General features: G+C 65.5%; 7 protein-coding genes and 2 pseudogenes. 5 read left to right on the top strand and 4 right to left on the bottom strand.

Annotated features, from left to right (window positions below):
* Nucleotides 1-96: 96 nt before the first annotated feature.
* A pseudogene (locus FHS98_RS12750) lies at nt 97-780 on the bottom strand (tyrosine-type recombinase/integrase); the annotation flags it as partial.
* A gap of 589 nt (nt 781-1369) precedes the next feature.
* On the opposite strand from FHS98_RS12750, the gene FHS98_RS12755 reads away from it, so the two are divergent.
* The 5 genes from FHS98_RS12755 (at nt 1370) to FHS98_RS12775 (ending at nt 18802) form a co-directional block, all read left to right on the top strand.
* A complete protein-coding gene (locus FHS98_RS12755) occupies nt 1370-1675 on the top strand; it encodes a hypothetical protein (RefSeq protein WP_167105508.1) in 306 nt (101 codons plus the stop codon).
* Between the two features lie 400 nt (nt 1676-2075).
* Nucleotides 2076-3248 (top strand): ShlB/FhaC/HecB family hemolysin secretion/activation protein, encoded by a 1173-nt coding sequence (locus tag FHS98_RS18980; RefSeq protein WP_167105511.1) that lies wholly within the window; start codon nt 2076-2078, stop codon nt 3246-3248.
* Nucleotides 3245-3817, top strand: a complete 573-nt coding sequence (locus FHS98_RS18985) for a ShlB/FhaC/HecB family hemolysin secretion/activation protein (protein WP_279588273.1) — start codon at nt 3245-3247, stop codon at nt 3815-3817. Before FHS98_RS18980 ends, FHS98_RS18985 begins: the two co-directional genes overlap by 4 nt.
* A 94-nt stretch (nt 3818-3911) precedes the next feature.
* On the top strand, nt 3912-18299 hold the full coding sequence (locus tag FHS98_RS12770; RefSeq protein ID WP_167105514.1) for a beta strand repeat-containing protein: 14388 nt from the start codon (nt 3912-3914) through the stop codon (nt 18297-18299).
* Between the two features lie 158 nt (nt 18300-18457).
* Nucleotides 18458-18802, top strand: coding sequence for a hypothetical protein (locus FHS98_RS12775; protein ID WP_208402256.1), 345 nt, complete (start codon nt 18458-18460; stop codon nt 18800-18802).
* A gap of 76 nt (nt 18803-18878) precedes the next feature.
* Here the strand turns inward: FHS98_RS12775 and FHS98_RS12780 are convergent.
* The 3 genes and pseudogenes from FHS98_RS12780 to FHS98_RS12790 all read right to left on the bottom strand — a co-directional run.
* Nucleotides 18879-19148 (bottom strand): annotated as a pseudogene (locus FHS98_RS12780) (IS21 family transposase); the annotation flags it as partial.
* Between the two features lie 263 nt (nt 19149-19411).
* Nucleotides 19412-23638: a bifunctional nitrate reductase/sulfite reductase flavoprotein subunit alpha gene (locus FHS98_RS12785; protein ID WP_167105520.1), complete on the bottom strand. Its 4227-nt coding sequence runs from the start codon at nt 23636-23638 to the stop codon at nt 19412-19414.
* Nucleotides 23639-23847: 209 nt separating this feature from the next.
* Nucleotides 23848-26271, bottom strand: coding sequence for a TonB-dependent receptor (locus FHS98_RS12790; RefSeq protein ID WP_167105523.1), 2424 nt, complete (start codon nt 26269-26271; stop codon nt 23848-23850).
* Between the last annotated feature and the right edge of the window lie 157 nt (nt 26272-26428).

Below are 26428 nucleotides of genomic sequence, written 5' to 3' on the forward strand. Positions count from 1 at the left end.
CCCATGACCTGATGATCAAACAGGCGGCATGAACGACAACCGGGATTAGCTTAACTCAGCCGCCAAACTGTCCAAGAAGGCGGGACCACCTCAGTCGGCGGCCAGCGCCGCCTCGACGACCACACGGTAGATCTGTCGGGTGCTGAGCGGCTTGAGGTAGTGCTGGCCGGGGAACAGCCAGCCGTCCCGGTGCATGACGCCCTGCTCGTGGCCGAGCTTCCACCATTGCCGTAACAGCGCGAGCAGGTCGCTCGAGAGCATGGCGTTGCGATATTGGCCACCCTTGCCGCGCTCGACCCGCAGTAGCATTCGCTCGCTGTCGACGTCGCGAACCCTGAGCGCCGACACCTCGGCGACCCGCAACCCAGCACCATAGGCGACGGCCAGCGCGGCCTGATGCTTCAGACAGGTGGTGGCGCCCAGCAGGCGGGCGACCTCGTCACGGCTCAGCACCACCGGCAGCTTGCGCGGATGCGCCACGCGCACGAGCTTGCGGGCGAGGTCCGGTCGGTCGAGCGTCTGGGTGAAGAAGAAACGCAGCGCTGAGACGATGCTGTTCATCGTCGGCACCGGAACGCCGCTCTCTTGCTGCTCAACTTGGAAGCGCCGCAGATCCTCCGCCGTCGCCATATCGGGAGGACGCCCCAGAAACGTCGCGAACCGGCCGATGTCGCGGATGTAGTTGCGCTGCGTCTCGTTCGAGAAGTGACGCATCTCCATGTCGTCGATGAGCCGCTGGCGAAGCGGGCTGACAGGCGCGGGAATGATGGACAAGGTCATCGTCATGCTCCTTGGTTGAAGGAGCCTCGATGCTCTGCCTCGGTCGCCGCCCTCTCAACGGGCACCGTGGAGCGATAGCCTTAGCGCGACCTCACCACGCGCGTCCCTCCCGCGCAGCGGGTTCGTTCATCGGCCATTTTCAGCCATCAGATATCGATAATCGCGGAAGTGTGACGCCGTCCAGCGCGGGTCCCCGCAACCAACACCTCAACAGCCCCCAACGCTCCCGCACTGGGGGCGTTTTGCTTATCCGCGCATCCGCACAGCTCCAGCATCGACGCCAGCTCGCCGCGCAGGTGGACCTACGCCCGAGCCGCTGTCGCAGTTCGCGCGGTGGATTGAGGCGTCGCCCGCGCACGACCATCTGCTCCCCGTCGCCGGCTGCGCGCCGGCGCGATGGGCGCATGACCGGAGCCAGACGCTGGTCGCCGACCACGCGCGACGGAAAGCGGAACGGCAGGGCACTCTCGATGCCATCACCGCCGACATCATCGCCAAGGGGCTGGCCCAGGCCGCCGAACTCGAAGCCAAGGCCGCCCGGCTGCGCGAGAAGCTCGCCGATCCGGCCTTTATCAAGACCTGCGTCGAGGTGCGGCTGCGCGCTGAACAGGAGGTATTCCCCTGGGAACGTGAGGAGGATCTCCCGCTCGACGCGCCCCCATCGATCTGGGCGGCCCGGACCGGGCATTTTGCGACCGGCGAAGGTCTCACCACCTATTATTACGCGACCTATGCGCGGAGCGAGGCTGAATTCCGGCGCAAGCTTGCCCGCCGCGTCGACGCGACCCTCGCCAATTCAGCGCAGCTCAGTGATTATCTGCGAGCATGGGTCGAGAAGCGCTGGCGCGGTGGTGCCGTCAGCCTCTTCGTCGAGCACCATGTCAATTATTCCTGAGAGATGCTCCATTCTCGTAGAGTGCCGCGTACCGACCACGCTCGTGCTCCCAGGGAAACATGGGATCGTGGCCTTCGTTCACGATCCTGTCGTCTGCCATTTGATAGATTTACGGCCTGAATGGAGCCGTTTTTACCGGACAGTCTACGCATCGCTTATCGACATCGAATGCGCTGAAAAGTGAGAAAATGCTTTCTCGCTTCCTCGATGCTTATCTGTCTCACAGAACGAAGCGCCATACATGGCAAGGTCATGTCCATAATGGATCATATTTTGGTCTCGAATCACAACGAATTTTAGTGCTTCATAAACCTTGTTGAAGCTAATCCGCCCGCGCTCAGGGGTGGGTGATCGTTGCGTGAATTTCTCAAGATATCATCATGTGCTCGGCATCTGTCAGATGCGCGATGCCAAGGCCTTGCACGAAATCGAACGCAATTCTCGTTCATCTATTGGCCAATCGCGTCGGCCTCGCCGATATCTTTCTTATATGGCAGCGAGTCTGTTGGCCGGTTTGCCGATTTTCGCTTACGCGCAGGCATCCGACCCTGCGTCCGAAGCCGCCGCCGCCATCGCGCGCGATCAGGCGCGGCGCGCTGCGGAGGATCAGGCTGCCGACCGCGTTGCGCGTGAAACAACGCCGCAAGCGAGCCTCGCTGCGGGCAAGGCCGTGGCACTGGGGCCGTTCCCGGTCGAGCATCCCTGCTTCCCGATCCGTTCGATCGAGTTCGATACGCATCTGCCGCACAAGCTGAGGTGGGTGCGGGGGCATCTCGATCGCTATGTGGGGCGCTGTGCCGGCCACGAGGGGCTGAACTATATCCTGAAATCGCTGGAGGCGGCCTTCCTCGACCGGGGACTGGTCACGACCCGCGCCGGCTTGCCACCGCAGGATCTCTCCTCGGGCATATTGCACGTGGCGGTCGTGCCGGGCGTCAGCGCGGGTGTCCGGGGCGGCACGCCCAAGGATCGCCGCGCCTGGGCGGTCGCCTCGCCGCTCCATAAGGGCGACCTGATCAACATCCGCGCGATCGAGCAGGGTCTCGACCAGATGCGGCGGGTGCCGGGCCGGCAGGTGGCGGTGGATCTCGCACCAGGGGCCACGCCGGGCGAAAGCCTGCTCAATCTTCAGGCCAAACCCAGCAAGCTGTTGTCGGGCTCGATCTCGGTGAACAATCTGGCCGGCAGCACCGTCGGGCGGTGGCAAGGGACCGGTCAGGCGACGCTTTCCAATCTGGTTGGTCTCAACGAAATTCTGAACGGCTATGTCAACAGCCGGGTCAATAGCCCCGCCGTCCCGGCGGACAGCAAGGGCTCCGGCGGGAGTCTCAGCATCCCCTATGGCTGGTGGACCTTCGGCGTCGCCGGCTCGGCAAACCGCTATTCCCAACATGTCATCGGACAGGTGCAGGCCTTCGACACGTCCGGGACGGTCACATCCGTTTCCGCCTATGTCGAACGTGTCCTTCACCGTGACAGGATCTCGAAGACGAGCCTGCAGGTGCAGCTCCAGGTCGGTGGGGTCGCAGCTTCATCGACGATATCGAGATCGGTCTCCAGCATCAGGATCTGACGGACCTCCAGTTCACCCTCGAGGATCGTCACACTTTCGGAAAGATCCAGATCGACAGCCAGCTTGCCTATCGCATGGGGGTCGGACTGCTGGGCGCTCAGAAAGATGAGTCGAACCTGCCCGATGCCGTACCGACGGCCCGCTACCGGATCGCCACGGTGGATCTCGGCGTGTCGGCCCCGCTTGGCGGGGCGCTCGCCTACCGCGGCACATTCCATGCCCAGATCAGCAACCATATGCTGTTCGGCTCGGATCAGGTTTCGCTCGGCGGTCCCTATACGGTGCGCGGCTATGACAGCGATCATGCCCTGCTTGGGCGATCCGGCTGGTATCTGCGGCAGGAAGTCAGCCTCGGCGTCTCCCGATTGATTCAGCCTTACGCGCTGGTCGACACCGGCGGCGTCCGGGATGGAGGCGAAACGCCGGTCGGGCTCGGCGGGGGAATCCGGGCAGCCTGGAAGGGCTTCAATCTCGACATGTTTGCGGCCGTCCCCGTGACGGCGGCCAAAAAGCCGGTTTCGGGCAATCGGGTGGGGGAAGTCGGTATCACGGCCGGCTGGGGGTTCTGAAATGACGGGGCAGCATATTCTGGTTTACCGCGGCTCGCCTGTGCGGGGGCGGCAACCGAGGCGCTTTTCGAAGCGATTCCACGCCATCATCCGGATGACGATGATCGGCACGGTGCTGAGCAGCAGCTGGCCCGTCACCGCGCAGGTGACGCCGGGAGGGGTGCATGCGCCAATGATGGATGCCGCCAGCAACGGCACGAAGATCGTCAAGATCAACACGCCCAACGGCAAGGGCGCATCGCTCAACACCTATCAGGACTTCAATGTCGGCCCGGCCGGGCTCATCCTCAACAACTCGCCCTCGATCACGTCCACCCAGCTTGCCGGCTATATCGACGGCAACGACGCGCTGAAGGCGAACGGCCCGGCTTCGCTCATTATCAATCAGGTGGTCGGCGCGAGCCCGAGCGCGCTCAACGGCTATCTGGAGGTCGCCGGCAGCCCCGCGCAGGTGGTGGTCGCCAACAGTAACGGTATCTCCTGCGCAGGCTGCGGCTTCATCAACACCCCCTGGGCGACGCTGACCACCGGCACGCCCCTCTTTGGTCAGGATGGTGCGCTCGCCGGCTTTCAGGTCCGCGAGGGAGCGATCAGCGTCGGCGGAAGCGGCCTCAACGCGTCCAACATGCGCCTCGACCTGTTCTCCCGTGCGCTGGAGGTCAATGCCGGCATCTGGGCCGACAAGGTCAACGCCAGCGCGGGTGCTGCCGACATCGCGACGGGGGCTGCCAGTGACGACATCGTCGTGACCGCCCAGAAGACGAGCGCACAGACTCCGGCCTTCGCACTGGATGTCGCGGCGTTGGGGGGCATGTATGCCCGTTCGATCCGTCTGGTCGGTACCGAGGCCGGCCTTGGCGTGCGGGTCGACGGCACACTGGCCAGCCTCGAGCAAGGCTTCACCCTGACTGCCGCCGGCAATGTGGAGATTGCAGGCAAGGCGGTGGGTACGACGACGGCGTCGATCGAGGCCGGTGGCGACGCGGTTGTTTCGGGTACGGTCTACGCTCCCAAGGGCGTGACCGTCGTGACTGGCGGACAACTCGCCAACAGTGGACTGGTCGCTTCGGGAAGCGATCTGAACCTGTCGGTCGGCAGCCTGTCCTCGACCGGCGTCCTGGCCGCCGGCCTCGGGCAGGATGGAAGTCTTGGCGCTGCCGGTCGGATCGGCATCACGAGCACCGGCGCCGTTGCGCTGGGAGGGCAGACTGTCGCTCCGGATCGTTTCACCCTGTCCGCCGGGCCGACGAGCATCGCCGGCACGATCCAGGCGGCCAGCGCGAACCTCGTCACCGGCGACTTCACGCTCACCTCGAGCGGACAGCTTCTGGTCGGTGGGGCGCTGGGCCTTACATCGACTTCCTTCGTCAACAACGGCATCGTTCAGGGCAATGACGTGACGGTCTCGTCCGGCGCGGCCACCAATTCCGGCATGCTGGCGTCGACAGGCCGGCTTTCCCTTCAGACGTCGGGCAGCCTGACCAATAGTGGAACGATCCAGGCGGCGGATACGGCCTCGCTGGGCGCTGGAAGCCTTTCGAACAGCGGTAACATCCTCAACACTTCGTCCGCTGCGACATCGATCGAGGTAGCCGGCGCCATTTCCAGTCGGGCGAGCGTGATTGGCGCCAATGGCGATCTGACGATCAGCGCCACCTCGGTGGACGTAGGCGGCGGTACGCTGCTCAGCGGCGGCAATCTCACGGTTGCGACCGGTGTGGGGGGCATCATCGCCGATGCCGGGGGGCTGATCACGGCGAGCCGCACCGCGACGCTGACCTCCGCCGGCACGATCGACCTGCACAATGGAGGGCAGCTTGCCGCCACCACTGTGGCGCTGTCCGGCGGCAGCCTGATCAATGATGGCGGCATCATCCTCAGCACCGGCAGCGACGCGGCCAGTATCTCCGTCGCCGGCACCCTGTCCAATGTCAGCGGCCAGATCCGCGCCAACGGGGCGGATTTTTCGCTGCAGGCAGGATCGCTCGTCAACCAGGCGGGCAGCATCGCCCATGCCGGTTCCGGAATCTTCACGCTGACGGTCCTGAACGGGGCTGACAACAGCCAGCGCGGCCAGATCGCCACCAACGGCGCGCTGGCCGTCCAGGCAGGCACTTTCGCCAATGCCGGCGGTATCGTTCAGGCCGCCCATGCCCTGACGCTGACGGCCGGCAGCATCGACAACAACCAAGGCCAGATCCTTGCGACCGGCACGGCGGCATTGAACCTTTCCGCGACAGGCGGGGTGCAAGGACGAAACGGCGTCATCGGCGGCAATGGCGATGTCTCCATTCGCGCGGGCTTAATCGATATCGGCGGTGCCACAGGGCAGACGAGTGCCGGCGGCATGCTGAGCGTCGTCGCCGTCTCCGGCGATCTCAAGGCGGATGGCGGCGCGCTGATTTCAGCCGGTGGTAACGCCAACCTGTCGGCAGCCGGCCTTCTGGATGGGCGGGCCTCGACCTTCCTGTCGGGTGGCACGCTCTCGCTCGATGCGGCAAAGCTGATACTCGACACGGCATCGCTGAGCAGCAAGGGACTCTCCCTCCAGGCGCCCGTCCTGTCGCTCAAGAACGCCATGGTTGTGCAGGCCGGTGGCGCAGGATCGATCGCGACGACCGGTGTGCTGGATTATTCGGGGGCCGTGATTCAGGCCGGTGGCACCGATTTTGCGATCGCCGCGGCCGGGCTCGTCAACGAGAAGGGGCAGATCCTCCACAGCGGATCGGGCGTCTTCAGCATCACGGTCGCCGGTGGGATCGACAACAAGGGCGGACGCATCGCGACCAACGGCAGCCTCGCGCTGCAGGCCGGATCGCTGGACAACAGCGCGGGCGCGATCACCGCGCTCGGCTCCATCGTCCTGGCCACGACCGGCACGCTCGACAATGATGGCGGCGCGGTCGTCTCCGGCGGAAGACTGACGCTGGCCGCCGGCGATATCAGCAATGCGGCGGGCGACATCGAGGCGACGGGCGCGATCACCGTCCAGGCGGCATCGCTGACCGGCGCGGGCGGAGTGCTCAAGGCGACGGGGGCCGGTTCCAACCTCAACCTTATCGCGACAGGGAATGTCGAGGCGCGCGGTGGATTGATCGGAGCCGCGGGGGCATTGAGCGTCCACGCCGCTTCGCTCGACGTTGGCGGCAAGGGCTCGCTGATCGCCGGTACGAACCTGGGTCTCACCACCTCGACCGGCGACATCCGTCTGGATGGTGCCACGGTTTCAGCCGACATCATCGCCGCGACCGCCAAGGGCGCGCTCGTCACCGATGCCGGGACATTGTCCGCGCGCAGCTTCGATCTCTCTGCGGCGAGCCTGTCCAACATGGCGGGTTCGCTGCTGGGCGCGACATCCAGCCGGATTTCGGTTGCGGGCACACTCGCCAACAGTGGGTCGATCCTGGTGAACGGCGGCGACCTGAGTGTGGCGGGCGGGAGTCTCACCAATTCAGGCCAGATCGCCGCGGCGGGCACGGGCACACTGGCACTGACGCTCACCGGTACCGGCACCAACATGGCCGGCGGTACCATCGGCAGCAACGGCAGCCTCGGGATCAACGCGGCGGCGTTCGCCAATCAGGGGTCGATCCTGTCGGTCGGCCCGGCCACGCTGGCGGTGGCGGGTGCGCTGGACAATAGCGGCGGCACGTTCAGCAGTTCGGGTACGCTGACCATCGCCACCGGATCGCTGGCCAACGGTGGGGGCAAGCTGACCGCGACGGGCACGGGTACCTTGACGCTGACCAGCCTCGGTGCGGTCAGCGGCGCCGGCCTGATCGGCGGTAACGGCGATGTCAGCGTGCGTGCCGCCTCGATCGATATCGGTACGGGCACGCTCAGCGCCGCCGGCAGTCTGTCGGCGACGAGCCTTTCGGGCGACATCACCACCCAAGGCGGCACCATCGTCGCCAACGGCGCGCTGCAACTGACCGCCGCCGGCAGGGTCGGCGCGTCGGCGGGCGCGACCATCGCCGGGTCCGGCAGCGCCACACTCAACGCCACCACGTTGACGCTCGATGGCGCCACGCTGCAGGCTGACAGCGTCACGCTGACCGCGACCGACGCGCACATCACGCACGGCGCCAAGCTTCTCGCCAGTGGCACCGCCGCATCCGGCCTGCTCCTCTCGGGGATGCTCGATCTGTCGGGCGGAACGATCGAGGCGAATTCCGCCGATCTGACGATCCAGGCGGGCAGTCTGGTCAATACAGGCGGTCAGCTTCTGCATCACGGGGTCGGCACGTTGTCCCTGACGGCGGCGACCCTCGATAGTTCGGGCACGCTGGCCACCAACGGCAAGTTGCTCCTGTCCGGAGGCGTGCTGACGAATAGCGGCACGATCAGCGCGGTAGGCGATGCTCGTCTGACGGTGGCCACGTCGCTGACGAGCAACGGCACGATTGCCGCCGGCGGTGCGCTCGACCTGACCGGTAGCTCGATCGTGAACGGCGGCACGATCGCCGGCACACGGGGATTGGCGATTAGTGGGTCGACCTTGACCAATGGCGGCGGGCGCCTGCTTGCCGGTGACTTCTCCACGGCGATCGACAGTACCGGGCTCAACCTTGATGTCACAGGCGCGCTTTCCAGCCGTAATGGCCTGATCGCCACCACCGGCCTGGCGACGGTCGGCGCCGGCTCCATCGATCTCAGCGCGGGCGGTCGCCTCACCGGCGCCACCGTGGTCGCCACAGCAACGTCCGGCAATATCGTCGCGGCGGGCGGCGGGATCGACGCCACCAGTCTGACGCTCACCGCGTCCGGCACGATTGATGCCTCAGCAGGCGGCGTCCTGCAGGGCAATGCCGTCAGCATCCACGGTACCACCCTCCAGACCGCCGGCGGCAAGCTTCAGGCCGGCACGCTCGATCTCGGCGTCGCCAATCTGCTCAATGCGGGCGGGGCGATCTCGGTTTCGTCGGCCAATGTCCTGACATTCAATCTCGCCGGCACGCTCGACAACAGCGCGGGCGGGCTGATCGAAACCAATGCCGCGAACTGGAGCATTGGCGCCGGCACGCTGTCCAACGCCGGCGGCGCGATCCGCCATGCGGGGACGGGCACGCTCAGTTTCAATCTGACGGGCGGGCTGGAGAATGGCGGCGGCACCATCGCGACCAACGGTGGCCTCGCGCTGACCGCCTTGTCGCTCGCCAATGGCAACCATGGCTCGATCACCGCGCTCGGCGATACCTCTCTTTCCGTGTCGGGAAGCTTCGCAAACGATGGCGGGGCCCTTCTGGGCGGCGGCGCGCTGCATCTGGCGGCCGGCGCGGTCAGCAATGCTGGTGGCGATATCGAGGCGCGGGGAAATATCGTCGCGGAACTCGCCTCGCTCACGGGGGCCGGAGGGCAGATCAAGGCGACGGGGACCGGCTCCAGCCTGATGCTGACGGCGACCGGCGCGATCGAGGCGCGGGGCGGCGTCATCGGATCGGCGGGTGACACGACCGTCCGTGCGGCCTCGCTGGATGTGGGCGGAAATGGCAACCTGATCGCCACGGGCACCCTCTCGGCCACCAGCACGAGCGGTGGCATCCAGGCGGATGGCGGCCTGATCTCGGCCGCTCGCCTGACGCTCGCCAGTGCCGGCGCGCTGGTGACCGATCGTGGCACGGTGTCGGCCGGCAGCTTCGACATCAGCGCGGGCAGCCTGTCCAACCTCGGCGGCACCGTCGTCGGTGACGGCACGAGCCGGATCACGACTGCCGGACAGTTCTCCAACAGCGGCGTCGTCCAGATCGATGGCGGAGACCTCACCCTGTCGGCCGGCACTTTGGTCAACAGCGGCACGTTGGCGAATGCAGGAACCGGCGCTCTCAATCTTTCTGTAGGCGGCTCGATCACCAACGCTGGCGGCGGCGTGATCGCAACCAACGGCTCCTTGTCGCTGGGGGCGGGGAGCCTGGCCAATCAGGGCAGCATTTCGTCGGCCGGCACGGCGCATCTCATTATCCAGAATTTGCTCGATAACAGCGGTGGCACGATCGCGGGCGGCGGCGCGTTGACGATCGACACGGGAGCGCTGGCGAACAGCGGCGGCAAGCTGCTGGCGACGGGCACGGGGGCGCTGACGCTGACCAGCGTGGGAGCCGTCAGCGGAAGCGGCACGATTGGTGGCAATGGCGACGTCAGCGTGACGGCCGGCTCCATCGATATCGGCGCCGGAAGCCTGAGTGCGGTCGGCGCTCTCAGCCTGACCAGCAATGGTGATATTGCGACGGAAGGCGGTACGCTGATCGCTGGCGGCCCTCTCCATATGACGGCCGGCGGGGCGGTGCGGGCCATCCAGGGCGGCACGATCGTAAGCTCGGGGGCCGCGACCATCGATGCGCAGAGCCTGAACCTGGATGCCGGCCAGCTTGCGGTCGACAGCCTGATCCTGACCGCCGGCAGCGCGAGCGTCCTGCATGGCGGCAAGCTGCTTATCAGCGGATCGGGGGCATCGAGCCTCTCGCTGTCGGGTACCCTCGATATTTCGGGCGGCGACCTCGAAGCCAATTCCGCCGATCTCGGCATTCGCGCCGCCACCTTGACCAATATCGGCGGACAACTGCTTCATCACGGCAGCGGCACGCTGACCCTCGGCGTCACGAGCGGAACCAGCAGCGGGACGATCGGGACCAATGGCGCCCTGTTGTTCACGTCGGGAAACTTCGTCAACAGCGGCGCGATCAGTGCGATCTCGAATGCGACGATCGCGGCCACGACCTCCCTTGCCAACAGCGGCACGATCGGCAGTGGCGGTCAGCTCACGCTGAGCGGTGGCGCGCTCGTCAACAGCGGCACGGTGTCGGGCCAGGGGGGCGTGAGCGTCAACGCCGGCAGCCTCGTCAATGATGGCGGCAAGCTTCTGGCCGGCAATTTCAGCGTGACCGGCGATGCGTCACAACTCGTCATCTCGACCAGTGGGGCGCTGTCGAGCCGCGGCGGCCTCATCGCGGCGACGGGCAATGCGAATGTTTCGGCCAGTGCCATCGATCTTGGCGCGGGCGGCCGCCTGACCGGCGCGGGCGTTTCCGCCACGGCGACGAGCGGCAACATCAGCCTGGTCGGCGGCGACATCGACGGCGGTACGTTGGTACTCAATGCCGCAGGCAGTGTGGACGCATCCGCCGGGGGCCTCATTCAGGGCAACGCCGTCAGCATCCGCGGCACCACGCTCAAGACCGCAGCGGGCACGCTTTCGGCCGGCACGCTCGATCTGGGGGTTGCGAACCTGCTGAACGCGGGAGGGACGATCTCGGTCTCGTCGACCAACGCTCTCGCCATTTCGGTCGGGGGCACGCTCGACAACAGCGCTGGCGGCACGATCGCGACCAATGCCGCCAGCCTCACGCTGGCGGCGGGCAACTTCTCGAACGCGGGCGGCACCATCCGCCATGCCGGGACGGGCACGCTCTCCCTGTCGTCGGGCGGCACGTTCGATAACAGTGCGGGCAGCATCGCCACCAACGGCCATTTCGCGCTCACGTCGAGCACGCTCATCAATAATCGGGGGAGCCTCGTCTCTCCCGGCGCCAGCACCATTCTGGTCAGTGGTGCCATCCAGAATGTCGGCGGCACGATCAGCGCGGATGCGGGCCTCACCATCGATCCAAGCGCGATCGACAACAGTTCGGGCGTCATCACCAGCAATGGCGCGCTCTTCGTCGCAGCCGATAGCCTCACCAACCATGGCGGCCGCATCCAGGCGCTGGGCAGCGGCAATCTGACGCTTTCGGTTAGCGGCACGATCGACAACGGCGCGCAGGGCTTGATCGGCTCGAAAGCTGGTTTGTCGCTGAACGCGGGATCGCTCGTCAACGGCAGCGGCGTCGTCACCGCGTCCGGAGATGCGACGCTGACGCTCGGCAATCTCAGCAATGGTGGCGAGATTTCGGCCGGCGGTGCCCTCACGATCGGCGCTCAAGGCAGCATCGACAATGCGGGTGGCGCGCTCTCGGGCGGGTCGCTCTCGCTGACCGCCGCCAGTTTCGTCAACCATGGCGGCTCGGCGATCGGCACCTCGAACGCAACCTTCCAGATTGGCGGTTTGCTCGACAACAGCGCCGGTACGCTGGGCGGGTCGGGGCAGGTCCATATCGCTGCCGGCCAGCTCATCAATGGCGGTACGATCGCTGGCAGCGATGTGGGGATCGCCTTGTCGGGCGGACTCACGACCTATGCCGGGAGTAGCATCTGGGCGAGCCACGATCTCAATCTCTCAGCCGCTTCCCTCTCCAACGCCGGTAGCATCGCGGCCGCGAACAACGCCTCCATCGCGGCGAACATGCTCGATAATAGCGCGGCCAGCGGTGTGCTGGGCGGTGGCAATTTGCTCGCCCTCACGTTCAGCAGCGCCAATCTCGGCCATCTCGCTACCACCAACGATCTTTCGCTCACCGTCAATGGCAACTGGACGAATGCCGGCGGCCAGACGCTCTCCGCGCCGCATAACCTGTCGCTGACCGTCCACGGCTCGCTGACCAATGCCGGCACGATCCAGGCCGACAACAGCGCGACGATCAGCAGCGATGGCGATCTCAGCAATCAGAGCGGTGGTACACTGAAGGCCGGGACGCTGGTGGTTTCGACCGGCGGAACGCTCGTCAACAGCGGCATCATCAACGGCACGGCGAGTACGACCATCAACGCCGGTAGCCTGGTCAACACCAGCCAGATCTTCGGCAATACGGTCTCGATCACGGCCCGCGGCGATGTCAGCAACATCGGTGCCAGTGCCGTGATCGCGACCCGCGCCGGCCCCCTCTCGATCCTGACACCCGGCAATGTCACCAACGCCGACGGCGCCATGCTCTATTCGCTGGGCGACCTGATCATCGCCGGGCAAGACGGCAGTCAGAGCGGCAATTGGGGCCGGGCCAATTCGATCGTCAACAGTTCGGCGACGATCCAGGCGACGGGTAACGGACTTCTGGCGGCCAACGCCATCGTCAACAAGCACACGTCGATCCAGACGCAGCAAGTCCTCACCAGCCAGGATCCCAACGACCCGGCGACTCCGGCGCATGTTCTCAACCTGACGTCATCGGATCCCAATTATATCGGTGGTTACAACCACAACCGCCTGTATTGGAACAACTCCACCACTACGACGCAGATCGTGTCGGACAGCGGCCAGGGGCAGATCCTGTTCGGTGGCAACCTGACCATCGACGAAGGCAGCCTCAACAACCAGGCATCGACCATCTCGGCGAACGGCGTCCTCAACATCACCGGCGGTGCGGTCACCAATGCTGCGCTGATGGGTACGGACATCGCTATCCAGGACGGTTTCTACTTCGCACATAGTGGCGGCAGCGACGAATGGGGCGGCGACGTTTACGGCCCCGACAAGGCCCGATCACGGCGCTACCATGCTGAAACCGTGCAGGACACGTTCACGCTGGCGGCCGCCGTGCTGTCGGGCGGCCGGGGCGTCCAGATCAACACCACCTCGCTGTCCAACCTCGCGCTCGATGCCCAGGGCAATGATGTCTCAGCCTATGCGCGCCAGACCGGAAGCTCCGGGCAAACCGTGCTCGGCTCTCATGGAGCCTCGGACTCCGTGGGCAACGCGCAAGGCGGGGGGCTGCGCGGCGGCGTAGGGGGAGCGACAGGGCCTTCTGCCACGGGGGGCACGCAGGCCGGTGGCCATGCCGGCCAGGTGTCCGGTGGCGCAGGCGTCAACGGTCAGGACCATGACCTTGCCTCCGTGTCGGGCGGTACGGTTGGCGCAGTCGACGACGCGCAAAATGGCGGATCGCGCGGCGGGGTGGCGGGCGCCAACGGGCCTTCGAGCAGTACGGGCGCCAACGGGATCGCTCTCGACGGCGCCATCAGCGGCGACGGCAGCACGATCAACGGTCGGAGCGTCAGCCTCGCCTCTTTCAGCGGGCGTTCGCTTGACCAGCTCAGCGGCGGACAAGGTGGGAATTCCTCGATCACGCTGGCGGGCAGCACGGTCGGGCAGGCGAACGGCGCGGTACCGGGCACGATCATCGGTCTGCCGGCAGGGGCTGCGAACGCCTTCCATGTCTCGCTCGGTGGCCTCTTCCAGTTCGCCACGCCCAATTCGAGCTATCTGATCGAGACCAATCCGGCGTTCACCGACCAGCAGAATTTCCTGTCGAGCGACTATTTCCTGGACCGTCTCGGCTATGATCCGACGCGGGTGGAAAAGCGGCTCGGTGATGCGCTCTACGAGCAGCAACTGATCACCCAACAGGTGACGGCGCTGACCGGCTACACCCTGCTGACCGGCTACAGCAACAACGAGGACCAGTATCGGGCGTTGATGAATGCGGGGGCGCAATATGCCCAGCAGTTCAATCTCACGTTCGGCGTGGGCCTGACCCCCGAGCAGATGGCGGCCCTGACCAGCGACATCGTGCTGCTGGTCGACCAGGTGGTGCAGACGCCGAGCGGGCCGCAGCATGCACTGGTGCCCGTCGTCTATCTGGCCAGCACGCATGCGGGTGACGTCCAGAGTTCGGGCGCGCTCATCGCCGGCAACACGGTCGACATCCACACCAGCGGCAATCTCGCCAATTCGGGCGTGATCGCCGCCAATCTGGGAAGCAGCATCACGGCAGGGGCCGATCTGCTCAACTCCGGCACGATCGCGGGTGGCCAGGTGGCAACGATCTCGGCGGGCGGGGATCTCGTCTCGAAGGGCGGCACTTTTTCGGGCGGCAACCTGACGCTGGCGGCCGGCGGGGACATGCTGCTGGGTGCCGTCGCCACCGAAAGCCATGGCGCAACCAGCCTGGCCGGCGGTAGCGGCTCGATCACGGACAGCGTCACCCACAAGGTCACCAGCATCGACGCGACCGGCAATCTGCAGATTGTGGCGGCCGGCAACCTGACGAGCCAGGGCGCGCAGTTGGCCGCAGGCGGCAGCGCCAGCCTTGCGGTTGGCGGCACCGCGACGCTGGGTGCGGTCACCGACACCACGACCACGGTTGAAACCCAGAAGATCAGCCATGGCCTGACGGGCAGCTACTCGGTCGACGAGACGGTGAAAGGCACAACGCTGACGGGCGCCAACGGCGTGACCGTATCGGCCGGTCTCAGCGATCCGTCGGGCAAGCTGATCCTTGAGGGCGGGACGATCAGCTCCGACAAGGGCGCGGTCGTGCTGTCCGGCACCGGCGGCGTGACCATCGCCACCGTCAACGAGCATGACACCAGCCTCACCACCACCGAGACCAAGAAGTCCGGCCTGCTCTCATCGACCAAGACGACGATCAGTGACAGCCTCACCAGCGACACCGCCATCGGCTCTACGATCTCCGGTAACACCGTCACCATCGCCAGCTCCGCCGGCGGGATTGCCGTGATCGGATCCACGGTCGCGGGGACGGACAGCGTCGCTCTCGTCGCCAAGGGGCCGATCTCCATCACCGACGCGACCAGCACGGCGGAGGAGAATAACAGCAAGACCGTCAAGACATCCGGGATCACCGGGGCCGGTATCGGTGTATCGATCGGCTCCTCAAAGCTCAGCGAGACGGATACGACAAGCACTTCCACCTCCGTCGGCTCACTTGTCGGCGCGACGAATGGCAGCGTTACCATCGCATCGAGTGATGCGGTCACCGTCAAAGGCTCTCAACTGATCGCGGGCGGCGGCGATCTCAGCGTCGTCGGCAAAAGCGTATCGATCACCAATGGCGTCGATACTTCGAGTGAGACCAGCACGACCCAATATAAATCGACCGGACTCTCGATTGGGCTTTCAGGCGGCGTAATCTCGACCGCGATGGCGGCATCCAACGCCATTGGTGGTGCGACCCATACCAGCGACGGCCGCACGCAGGCGCTCGAAGGCATTGCCGCAGCGCGTGACGTCTATGATACGGCACAGGGAGCGGGAAGTCTCGCTGCTGGAGCTGACGCCCTTGGCAAGGGCGATATCAGGGGTGCTTCGGGTGCAACAGGGATCGTGCTCAACATCGGCTTCGGCACGAGCAAGAGCAGCACCAGTTCGAGCAGCAGCAGCAGCACCGCGGTCGGTTCGCAGCTTTCGGCCAGCGGTGACGTCAATATCGTCGCAACCGGCGGAGCCGGGGCTGGCGCGATTTCGGTGGTCGGTTCCACCATTCAGGGCACCAACGTGAACTTGGCTGGCGACAGCATCACGCTGGCGGCTGCGACCGATACGCGCTCGTCGACGAACAGCTCCAAGAGCAGTTCGATGGGCGTCGGCGCGACGATCGGCTCCAACGGCGTCTCCGTGAGCGGTTCGTTCAGTCAATCGAAGGGCAACGGCAGCAGCGAAGAGACGACGCACACCAACACAGTGATCACCTCCAGCGGGACGACGACGGTGGCTTCTGCTGGCAACACGACGCTTTCGGGCGCCGAGGTCCATGCCGATCAGATCGTGGCCGCAGTGGGCGGCACGCTGGCGATCACGAGCTTGCAGGATACAGGAGCGCAGCAGCAGCATGCGTCGAGCTTCGGGGTTGGCGTCGGCGTTTCGGCTGGAGGCGTACCGTCGGGGTCGATCTCGATCTCGTCGAGCAAGGGTGATGCGAACTACGCGAGCGTGACCTCGCCGAGCGGTTTGTTCGCGGGCGATGGCGGGTTCCAGATCAGCGCGGGGGCGACCGTGCTGACGGGCGGCTATATCACTTCAAGCGCGACTGCGGCTGCCGCTAACGCCAATAATCTGACGACCGGAACGCTGGTCACCCAGAACATCGACAATGCGTCGAGCTACAGCACCAAGACCGGCGGCATCGGGCTGAGCCTTGGGGCGGGGCCGGGCATGACGGGCCTGTCGACGGCCATGCCTCAGGGCAAGAACGGGTCCGACAGCAGCACGACGACGAGCGGCGTCACCCAGAACGGCGGGGGATTGTCGGTGCATATCACCGATACGACCGGGCAGTTGGCGGCGACGGGGCAGACAGCGGACCAAGCGGCGGCAGCGCTCGCCGCGGCCAGCCAGGGGCTCACGACGGACAACGTCCAGTCGCATGCGGGCGTGCTCGCCAACACGCCCGATATCGCCGCCATCCTGCAGACCCAGCAGCAGCGCCAGGATGCGGCAGCGGCGGCGGGCTATGCGATCGCGCGGACGGAAGGCGATATCGCTCAAGCCTTGCATCTCGAGGAGGGCAGCGGGGGTAAGGCGATACTGCAAGGCGCCGGCGCTGGCCTGCTCGCCGGTCTGGGCGGCGGCGATGTGGCGGGCGCGGTCGGCGGTGCCGTTGCGAGTCAGTTGGCGGCGCCTACCCTGATCAAATTGGGCAACGAGGCGGCCGGCACTCTCGATCCGAACGGGACGACCGGAAAGACGGCTATCGCCGACCTCGTCAGCAATCTGGCCAGCAACGCTGTCGGAGGGCTCGTCGGCGGAGGCTCGGGCGCGTCCGTGGCGGGAACCTTCAACCAGTACAATCGTCAGCTCCACAAGAGCGAGCAGGAGAAGCTGGCCACCCTGGAAGCTGGCAAGAGCGAGGTACAGAAGCAGCAGCTCGAGGAAGCCGCCTGCTACCTCGTGCGTTGTTGGTACAACGAACGATCCGATGGCATTACGGTGCCGTCGGATCCGTGGACACTAGCGAGTATCGACCCGAAAAGCCCGGAATATGCCTGGGCTATCGACGAGTTGACTAAGGGGGGTGGCTTCACCGAAACGCCCCGGGAGATCAGCAGCGAGAACGCCAACCAGTATAATTACGACCATGGCGCAAAACCTGTCTACGACACCAATCCCTGGACGTTGCAGGACTATCTCAAGGGTCAGGGCAGCAACGCCGATCTGCTGATCGGCGTTGCCCAGGGTATTGGGCGTTCGGTGGTCGACACGACCAACACCGTCAGCAACCAGATGAGCCTGATGGACGGAAGTTGGCTGGCAAGTCAGTTCACTGGCGTCACACCATCCATTCCGACGCCCGACATCCTCAAACCCTCGAATGGCGCACAGGACGTCGGTGGTTATCTCGGCCAACTGACCTTTCTCATTGCCGGACTCCCCGCCACAAGCGGTGCCATCAAGGCTCTCGGAGCAGGCGCTGATCTCAGCTCCGCCATCTCCACAACGTCCGGCATCGCTGAAGGTGTCGCTGCAGATAGCGAAGCCGCGTCTCTGACGCGTCCAAGCTGGCGACAATCGGAAATCGATGTGGGTAATGAATTGGGGTCTGGCGCTCGCCCTCAGGTTAGCTATTTGGACGGCAACGAGGTGCGCAACGGCACTCCTAATAGCGTTCGTCCCGATTTCGTGGCTGCCGATTGGTCCCTAAGCTTTGAGGTCAAGAACTACAATGTCGCTACGACTACGGAAGGCCTCATTAGCAACGTCGTGCGTCAAGCAGAGCAGCGAGTTGTCAACCTCCCTGAAGGGATGCAGCAGCAGGTTATTATCGATGTGCGCGGTCAAACTCTGAGTCTTCAACAGGAAATTTCAATTCGTCAGGCCATTGTACAACGATCCAATGGGGTAATTAGCCCGAACTCCATAAGGTTTAAGGCGCAATGAGAACTATAGGATTTGATGGAGGAAGCTCGTTATACGAGCTCGGACCTGCTTCTGACGTGATATTATTCTTTCAATGCCTTGATGTATACGCGGTGAAAAGGGAGATGTATGATGGATGGAGCCTTCTTACCGACCGTCTGTATCGGCGCTATGTGAGAATGGTCGATAATGAAAGAACGTCATTCTTGATGGATAGGGTGCAGAGCTCTTTTGAACGGGAAGCCACCGATTCGGCTATTGATTGGAATAACTTTAATAGTGATCAGAGTTGGCTGGAGCCTTCAAGGTCAACATTGGCAGACCTGTTCAGTAGATATTTTGATGGATTTTCCAGATGTATTGAATCTGCAAAGCTAAATTATGAAACGTTCAAGGAATATTCGGGTTATAGTTATGAGCCTGTTCGCATTGTAATCTCTGATTTAGCGGGATTCGCCCGTGACAAAAACAAGTCGCTAGGCGAGTATGACGCTCTGGAAGGGCAGCCGTTTTGGCTTCAGTGAGAGGTGCTCTGAGCACACGGAGCTATGCTGTTGATTTCCAATGAGATCTGACCCGGGATTTTCATCGAGAATTGCCGATCAGCCCGTGCAGGATGTTGAGGATGTGAGTCTTGGTGGAAACACCGGCCTCAAGCGCCAACTCGACCGCGCAGAGTGCGGCCTGCTCGTCATACTGCAGGACCAGTGCCAGGATTTCCATCATCTCGCGGTAGCCACCTACGCGCCTGAGAAGCTGTCCCCGCAGTCGCCGGAACGCGTCGGGCATCTCGGCGAAGAGCGCACCATTGCGCAAAGCTCCCGGCTTGCGCTGCATCACCGCCAGATAGTGGCGCCAGTCATAGACGGTTACCGCCTGCTCACCGACTACGACGGCGGAGTAGCGCAACGTCAACTGGTGGCCATTCAGCATCTGCACGACACCAACAAATCAAGATGGCGGCTTGTCCCCGCAACCAACACCTCAACAGCCCCCAACGCTCCCGCACTGGGGGCTCTCGTCGTTTGAGGCAAACAACCCCCACCTCCACGCACAACGCCCAAGTGGATGCTCCTGCCGAGCGGCGCACTCCGCAGGAAGCACCCCGCTGGAAGCGCCCCGGCCTCCCCCGCTCAATACACATCGCGCACATATCGTTTCTCCTGCGCCATCTGCTCGACATAGTCGGCCGCCGCGGCGGCCTTCAGGCCGCTATGGCGGGCGACGATCTCGCGCAGCGTCCTGTCGACATCCTTGCCCATATGCCTCGCATCGCCGCAGACATAGAAATGCGCGCCCTCGACAAGCCAGCGCCATAGCTCGGCACCCTGTTCGAGCATCCGATGCTGGACATAGACCTTCTCGTCCCGATCGCGCGAAAAGGCGAGGCTCAGCCGGTCCAGATGGCCATCGCGTCGCCAGGCATCGATCTCGTCGCGATAGTAGAAGTCCGATGCCTCATGCTGTTCGCCGAAGAACAGCCAGTTCGCGCCTGTGGCACCGGTCGCCCGGCGTTCGTGGAGGAAGCCGCGAAAGGGCGCGATGCCGGTGCCGGGGCCGACCATGATGATCGGCCGCGAGAGATCGGCCGGCGGATGAAAATGGCTCGACGGCTGGTGGAACAGGCTGATCTTCCGATCGGCCGCCCGATCGGCCAGGAAGGTCGAGCATACGCCCTTGCGCCGTTGCCCGAGGCAATCGTAGCGCACCGTCGAGACGGTGAGTTGCACCTCGTCGGGCTGCGCCTTGGGGCTGGACGCGATCGAGTAGAAGCGCGGCTGCAACGGGCGCAGCACCGATGCCAGATCGTCGAGCCCCAGCTTCACGCCGCTTTCGCGCAGCACGTCGGCGATCTGCCGTCCCCATAGCCAGCGATCGAAATCGGCCTTTCGCGTAGGGTCCAGCAAGGGCGCGAACGCGACGTCGGGTGATCGCTCGGCGATGAGTTCGAGGAAGTTGATCGTAAGCCTGGTGATGTCCCAATGCTGGGTCAGGGCTTCCGCGAGCGGCATGTCCCCGACATTCTTGACGGGAACCGGTGCTTCGCCGGACAACAGGAGCAGCCCCAATATCTCGTCGACCAGCGCGGGGCAGTTGACCGGGAATACGCCCAGTGAATCGCCTGCCGCATAAGCGAAGCCCGTGCCGGCGATCCCGAAGCCGAACTGGCGGACTTCCTTTTGCGCGCCTTCGCCACTGAGCAGTAGGTTGCGGACAAGCGGCACGCCGAGCGGATTCTTGCGCGTGAAGCTCGCGGATGCCGGGCCGGGCACCGTTGCGGCCGGATTGGCGCCGCCCCTCGGCGATGCCAACGAGCCGGCTGTCGGAACGGCATCCGCGAGGGCGCGGGGCGTGGCGGAAGCCGATACGGCCTGGGGCAAGGCCCTGAGGACGCCGGTGAGCCAGGCGAGGCCGGATTCCTCATAGTCGGGCTCGCAATCGACCCGAGGTGCGGCGCGGACAGCTCCCAGCGCTTCGAGCCGTTCATCGACCTTGCGCCCGAACCCGCAAAACTGGTCGTAGCTCGAATCCCCCAGCGCGAGAACCGCGTAACGCAGACCTTCGAGCGCGGGCGCCGGATCGGCGGTCAGCGCGGCCCAGAAACCGCTGCCATTGTCCGGCGCGTCACCGTCGCCGAAGGTGCTGACGATCAGCAACGCGGTGCTCGCCTGTTCGAGGTCCGTCAGCTTCGCTTCGTCCATCGGCAGCAACCGCGCCTTGTGCGTCGCGGCCACCAGTCGCTCCTGACAGCTTTGCGCGAAGGTCTCCGCATTGCCTGTCTGTGAGGCCCACAGGATCAGGATCTCGTCGCTATCCTCGATATCGGCCGCGATGGTCGAGCCGGCCGGAAGGGCCGGCTGAACCACGCTCCCGGCCGGGAGCGAGGTCCGGGCGAACAGGCCCGCCAGCAACCCGTTGACATAATGCTGGCGCGACGGATCGAACGGCGCGCCTTGCGGGAGCATCGGGACGCCGCCGGCCCGGCGACCTTCCGGCGAGCGCAGCGCGGTGGTGAATCCGTCGAGATAGGCGCGTTCGTGCCCGGCGAGCGCCGGCACGCCGCCATCCTCAAGCCCCATCACCCGCGCGAAGGCGTCGACGGCGGCCAGTTGCAGCGGAGCGAGGCCGCCATCGTCGAACAGGGAAACGGGGGCCGGCGTTTCGGCGCCCGGCGTCTCGGGTGGGGGAGCCATGTCCTGCGCCGGGCCAGAAACCCGGACGAGCGCGACCGCGCTGAACTTGAATTCCGGCTGCATCGAGATCGGATCGACGGCATCGCTGGTCACGGCATTGATCGCGAGATTCTCGCCGAACACGTCGCTCCAGTGGAAGGGGGCGAAGCAGTTGCCGGGGCGGACCCGGTCGGTGACCACCGCGGGCAGCACGGCGCGGCCCCGGCGCGAGCGGATCTCCACCTGATCCTTGTCGCCGATGCCCAGCGCCTCCGCGTCTTCGGGATGGATTTCCACGAAGGGGCCAGGATTGAGCTTGTTGAGCGTCGGCACCTTCCCGGTCTTGGTGAGGGTGTGCCATTGATGCTGGAGGCGGCCGGTGTTGAGCACCAGCGGGAAATCCGCGTCGGGCATCTCGGCCGCGTCCATGTGCGGCCGGGCGAGGAAGAAGGCCCGCCCACGTTCGGTAGGAAAGGCGATGCGCGGCCGCTCGCCATCCTCGCCGATCCGTTCGGCCTGGCTGATGCCGTCGTTCAGGTAGCGGATCGGATTGCGGTCGCCCGCCGCATCGGGCGGGCAGGGCCATTGCAGCGGCGTCTCGCGCAGCCGTTCGTGGCTGGCGCCGCGGATGTCGTAGCCGGTCCTGGGGTTCCAGAACCGGCGAATCTCCTCGAACACGTCCGCGGCGGATGCGTAGGAGAAGGCATCGGCATACCCCATCCGGCAGGCCACCCGGGCGATGATCTGCCAGTCCGCCATCGCCTCACCGGGCGGATCGACCGCTTTCTGCATGAGGGTCAGGTTGCGTTCCGAATTGACCATCACCCCTTCGGCCTCGGCCCAGAGCGCGCCGGGCAGGATGATGTCGGCGTAGCGGTTCGTCTCGGTGTCGACGAACACGTCCTGGGTGATGACCAGCTCGGCGGCCTCCAGCCCTTCGATCACCTTCTTGCGGTTGGACATGCTGGCGACCGGATTGGTGCAGATGATCCAGCAGGCCTTGATGCTGCCGGCCGCCATATCCTCGAACAGGCTGACGGTGCCGGCGCCCGCCTCGACCCGCAGCGTGCCGCGCGGCACCGCCCACAGATCCTCGACAAGGGCACGGTCGGCATCGCTCGTCGTCGCGCGCTGTCCGGGCAGGCCGGGGCCCATATAGCCCATCTCGCGGCCGCCCATCGCATTGGGCTGCCCGGTCAGCGAGAAGGGGCCGCTGCCCGGCCGGCAGATCGCCCCCGTCGCCAGATGCAGATTGCAGATCGCATTGGTGTTCCAGGTGCCATGGGTGCTCTGGTTGAGGCCCATCGTCCAGCAGCTCGTCCATTCGGGCGCCGCGCCGATCCACTCGGCCGCCCTGCGGAGGTCCGCCTCGGGAATCCCGGTGATCCCGGCCACCTTCTCCGGCGGATAGTCGGCGAGGAATTCGGGCATCGCCTCCCAGCCTTCGGTATGGGCCGCGATGAAGGTATCGTCGGTCTTGCCGTCGGCCACGAGCAGATGAAGCAGGCCGTTCAGCAGCGCGAGGTCGGTGCCGGGGCGCACCTGCAGGAACAGGTCGGCCTTGTCGGCGGTCGCGTTGCGGCGCGGATCGACCACGATCAGCTTCGCGCCCGCCTTCACCCGGTCCATCATCCGCAGGAACAGGATCGGATGGCAGTCGGCCATGTTGGCGCCGATCACGAAGAACAGGTCGGCCTTGTCGAAATCCTGATAGGAGCCCGGCGGTCCGTCGGCGCCGATCGACAGCTTGTAGCCGCTCGCCGCGCTCGCCATGCACAGACGCGAGTTGGATTCGATATTGTTCGTGCCGATGAACCCCTTGCAGAGCTTGTTGGCGAGATATTGCGCCTCCAGCGACATCTGGCCGGAAACGTAGAAGGAAACCGCGTCGGGGCCGTGCGCGTCGATGATCGCGCGCAGGCCGCTCGCCGTGCGATCGATCGCGGCTTCGATCGGGATCGGCCCCTGATCGCGGCTGCCTTCGATCCTGGCATAGGCCTTGTCGGCACGGCCGCTGGTGGCGACCGGCTGCCCGCAGGTGCTGCCCTTGGTGCAGAGCCGGCCGAAATTGGTCGGGTGGCTCTTGTCGCCCGACACCTTGACGATCCTGTTGTCCGCGACGTCGAGCAGGATGCCGCAGCCGACGCCGCAATAGGGGCACACGCTCTTGACGGTCTTCTTCGTCATCGACGGTCTTCTCAGCCCAATAAAAAAGCCGCCACCGACCGGACCCCGAAGGGCCGGCCGATGGCGGCGTTGCCTATGCTTCATACCCTTGCGGGCAGCCGGGACATCAGCCCTTCGTTGGGCGGGTGTCCCGAGATTTCACCAGCTATGCTGCCGCATATCGCAAGGGCGGGCAAGATGGTTTTTGCAGTGCAGCAGAGCCCGGATTTTCAGCGGAAGCGCTTGCGCAGCGTGATGCGGAAGGTCCGCCCGGTCGGGTTCAGATAGGATTCGCCATAGGCGAGCGGAACGGCGCCCCGCGCATCATGCACCGTCGTATGGGCGCCGAGCACATTGTCGGCCGAGAGGTTGAGGCTGCCGCGCAGGAAGGGCAGCAGGTGGGTGAGCCAAGGCTGATAGGCGAGGTTGAACTGAAGCCGCAGGTTGACGGTGACCCCCTGCGAGAAGCTGAGCTGCTCGTCCTGAAGCGCCCCCACGCGCGTGGTCGTGCGGGTCTGCCACTGGGCGTTGACGTCGGCGCTCCAGGTGCGTGTCGAGAGGGTGGTCTGAAGCTCGATCTGGTGCGCGGGCGTGCCGCCCATGTCGCTCAGGAAATCGCCGTCGAGCAGGTCCAGGCGGGGTTGCCCGTCGCGGAGCGTCACATCGTCCTGGAGGCGCCATGTGTCGTAGAGCGCGATCTGGAACTGGTTGCGGATCATCGGCGGCGTGGCGCCGGGCGCCGGGTTGGCCGAGGCGGGGTGCGGGGCGCCGAAGGCGGTGGAATAGTTGAGCCCCCAGCGCACCTGCTGCCGGTCGCGCCGCGCGAGGTTGACCGGGCTCACGTCGAGCGCGGTCAGATAGCCGTCCGCGTTGCGGGTGAAGCGATCCGGGAAGGCCGCCTCCGCCGCCGAGGTCGCCGCGGTGATGCTGGTGATCGGATTGCGGGTGCGATCGATCGTATATTCGGCGGACAGCGTCAGGTCGATCGAGTGGAGCGGGGTCGCCTGGATGCGGACGTTCGCGACGCGGGAGGTCGCGGGCCGGAGCGCGGCGTTACCGCCCTCGATCCGCTGCACGATCGACGTCTCCCCGGTCACGAAGTCGAACGCGCGAAGATCGGGGGTGTCGAGCGCGGCCTCGCCGAGCTGGAGCAGGGTCGGCGCCTGTTCCTCGTGGCGGAAGGAGGCGATGATCTCGACCGGTGCGACCGGTGACCAGTCGAGCGTCGATCCGAAGGTGGAGAGCGTGCCGAAGTCGGAAAGCTGGCGCGCCTCGCCATTGACGCCCACCGACAGCTTGCCCAGCGCGGAATGGCGCGACGTGATGGGGAAATCCAGGTTCGCCTGCACATTGCCTTCGTCGCGCGAGCGTGTCGCGTCCTGCGGCGCGACCGGGGAGTCGCTGCGGATGCCCGAGAAGGCGAAGCCCGTCCGCAGAGCGGCGGTGACGGGGCCGGCCGGCAGCGCGAAAAGATGCCCGTTCAGATAGAAATCGCCGCTCGCCTCGCGCGTGTCGGTGGCGACGCAGTCGGCCAGCGTCCCGGCGGCGCAGCGATCGTCGAGCAGGGCCGGAGAGGGCAGGAGGATGCCAGCGAACTTTCCGGCGTCGGCGGCATCGTAGGTGCGGGTCAGGCGCGTGGTGTCGTCCAGCTTGCCGACGAACGACCAGCGCCAGGTGTCGAGCTTGCCGTTGAGCGTCAGGTTCGTCTGCGCGTCGACGGTCTGGTCGGAGCGATAGCGCGGCCCGCTCAGGAGGCCCGGCGAACCCTGCTGATCGAGAAGGCCGCCATCCTCGTCGGAAAGACCCAGCCGGCTCTGCAACGCGCCGAGATCGAGGCGGCCGGTCAACTCGGCGGTGAGCGGGCCGAGATTGCGCGTGAGGTCGCCGCTGATCGTCAGGTCATCGCTCTGCGTGGCGAGCGTGTGGGCGGGAACGGATGCCGTGCTGCCGGCGCCCGCGAGCGTGGTGTCCGCGAAGATCGGATCCTGGTGGCGATAGTCGAGGTTGATGTCCCAATGGCCGTTCTCGTCGATGCGGAGAAGATCGGCCTTGGCGCGATAGATGCCGCGCCAGTCGTCCGGCGCCATCGTGTAGCGGCCGAGCAGCGTGAGCGCATGATAATCCCGGCGCAGCACGACGTTCACCACCCGCTGGTCGGGCGTATAGCCATATTCGAGCGCGACCTTCTCCGGGAAGATCTCGATCCGCCGGACGGCCTCGGGCGGGAGGTCGCGGATCGAGGAGAAGCCGGCGATCCGCTGGCCGTTCACCAGCACGATCGGCGCGGGAGTGTTCTTTCCGGCGTCGCTGTCGCCATTCTTGATCTCGGGGGCGAGATCCTCGAACACCTCGCTGAGATCGGCCGCGCCGAGCGCGCCGATGGCCTGCGCATTGAGCGTCGCTTCGGCCGGAACCTCCGTCGCGACCGCGCCATATTGCCGGTGCGCTTCCACGAGAATCTGGTCCTTGGCCGCGTCGATCGCTTCGGCCGCGTCGGCCTTGGCGGTGACGGACTTTGGCGTGCCGGCGGCGACGGCATCCTCGGCCTGGGCCGCCCCGGCGGTCAGGCCGCACGCCAGGAGGAGGGCCGCGCCCCGGCCGCCCGATATCATCCGGGCGGTCGCTTCGCCGCCGCGGTGACGCACATTGTCCATACCCAAAACTCTGCCTCGCGCCGTCTTCGTTCTTCGCGCGCCACGGGGGCGGTCACGGAGCACAAGACGGAGCGCATGGGCGGCGGCCGATGGCCGAAGCCTGTACCCGTCCATAAGCTTTGGTCATGTTGGGGCGGGCGGGGCCGGCGCCCCGTTA

It is taken from the genome of Sphingomonas oligoaromativorans (genome assembly GCF_011762195.1).
Lineage (GTDB): Bacteria > Pseudomonadota > Alphaproteobacteria > Sphingomonadales > Sphingomonadaceae > Solisphingomonas > Solisphingomonas oligoaromativorans.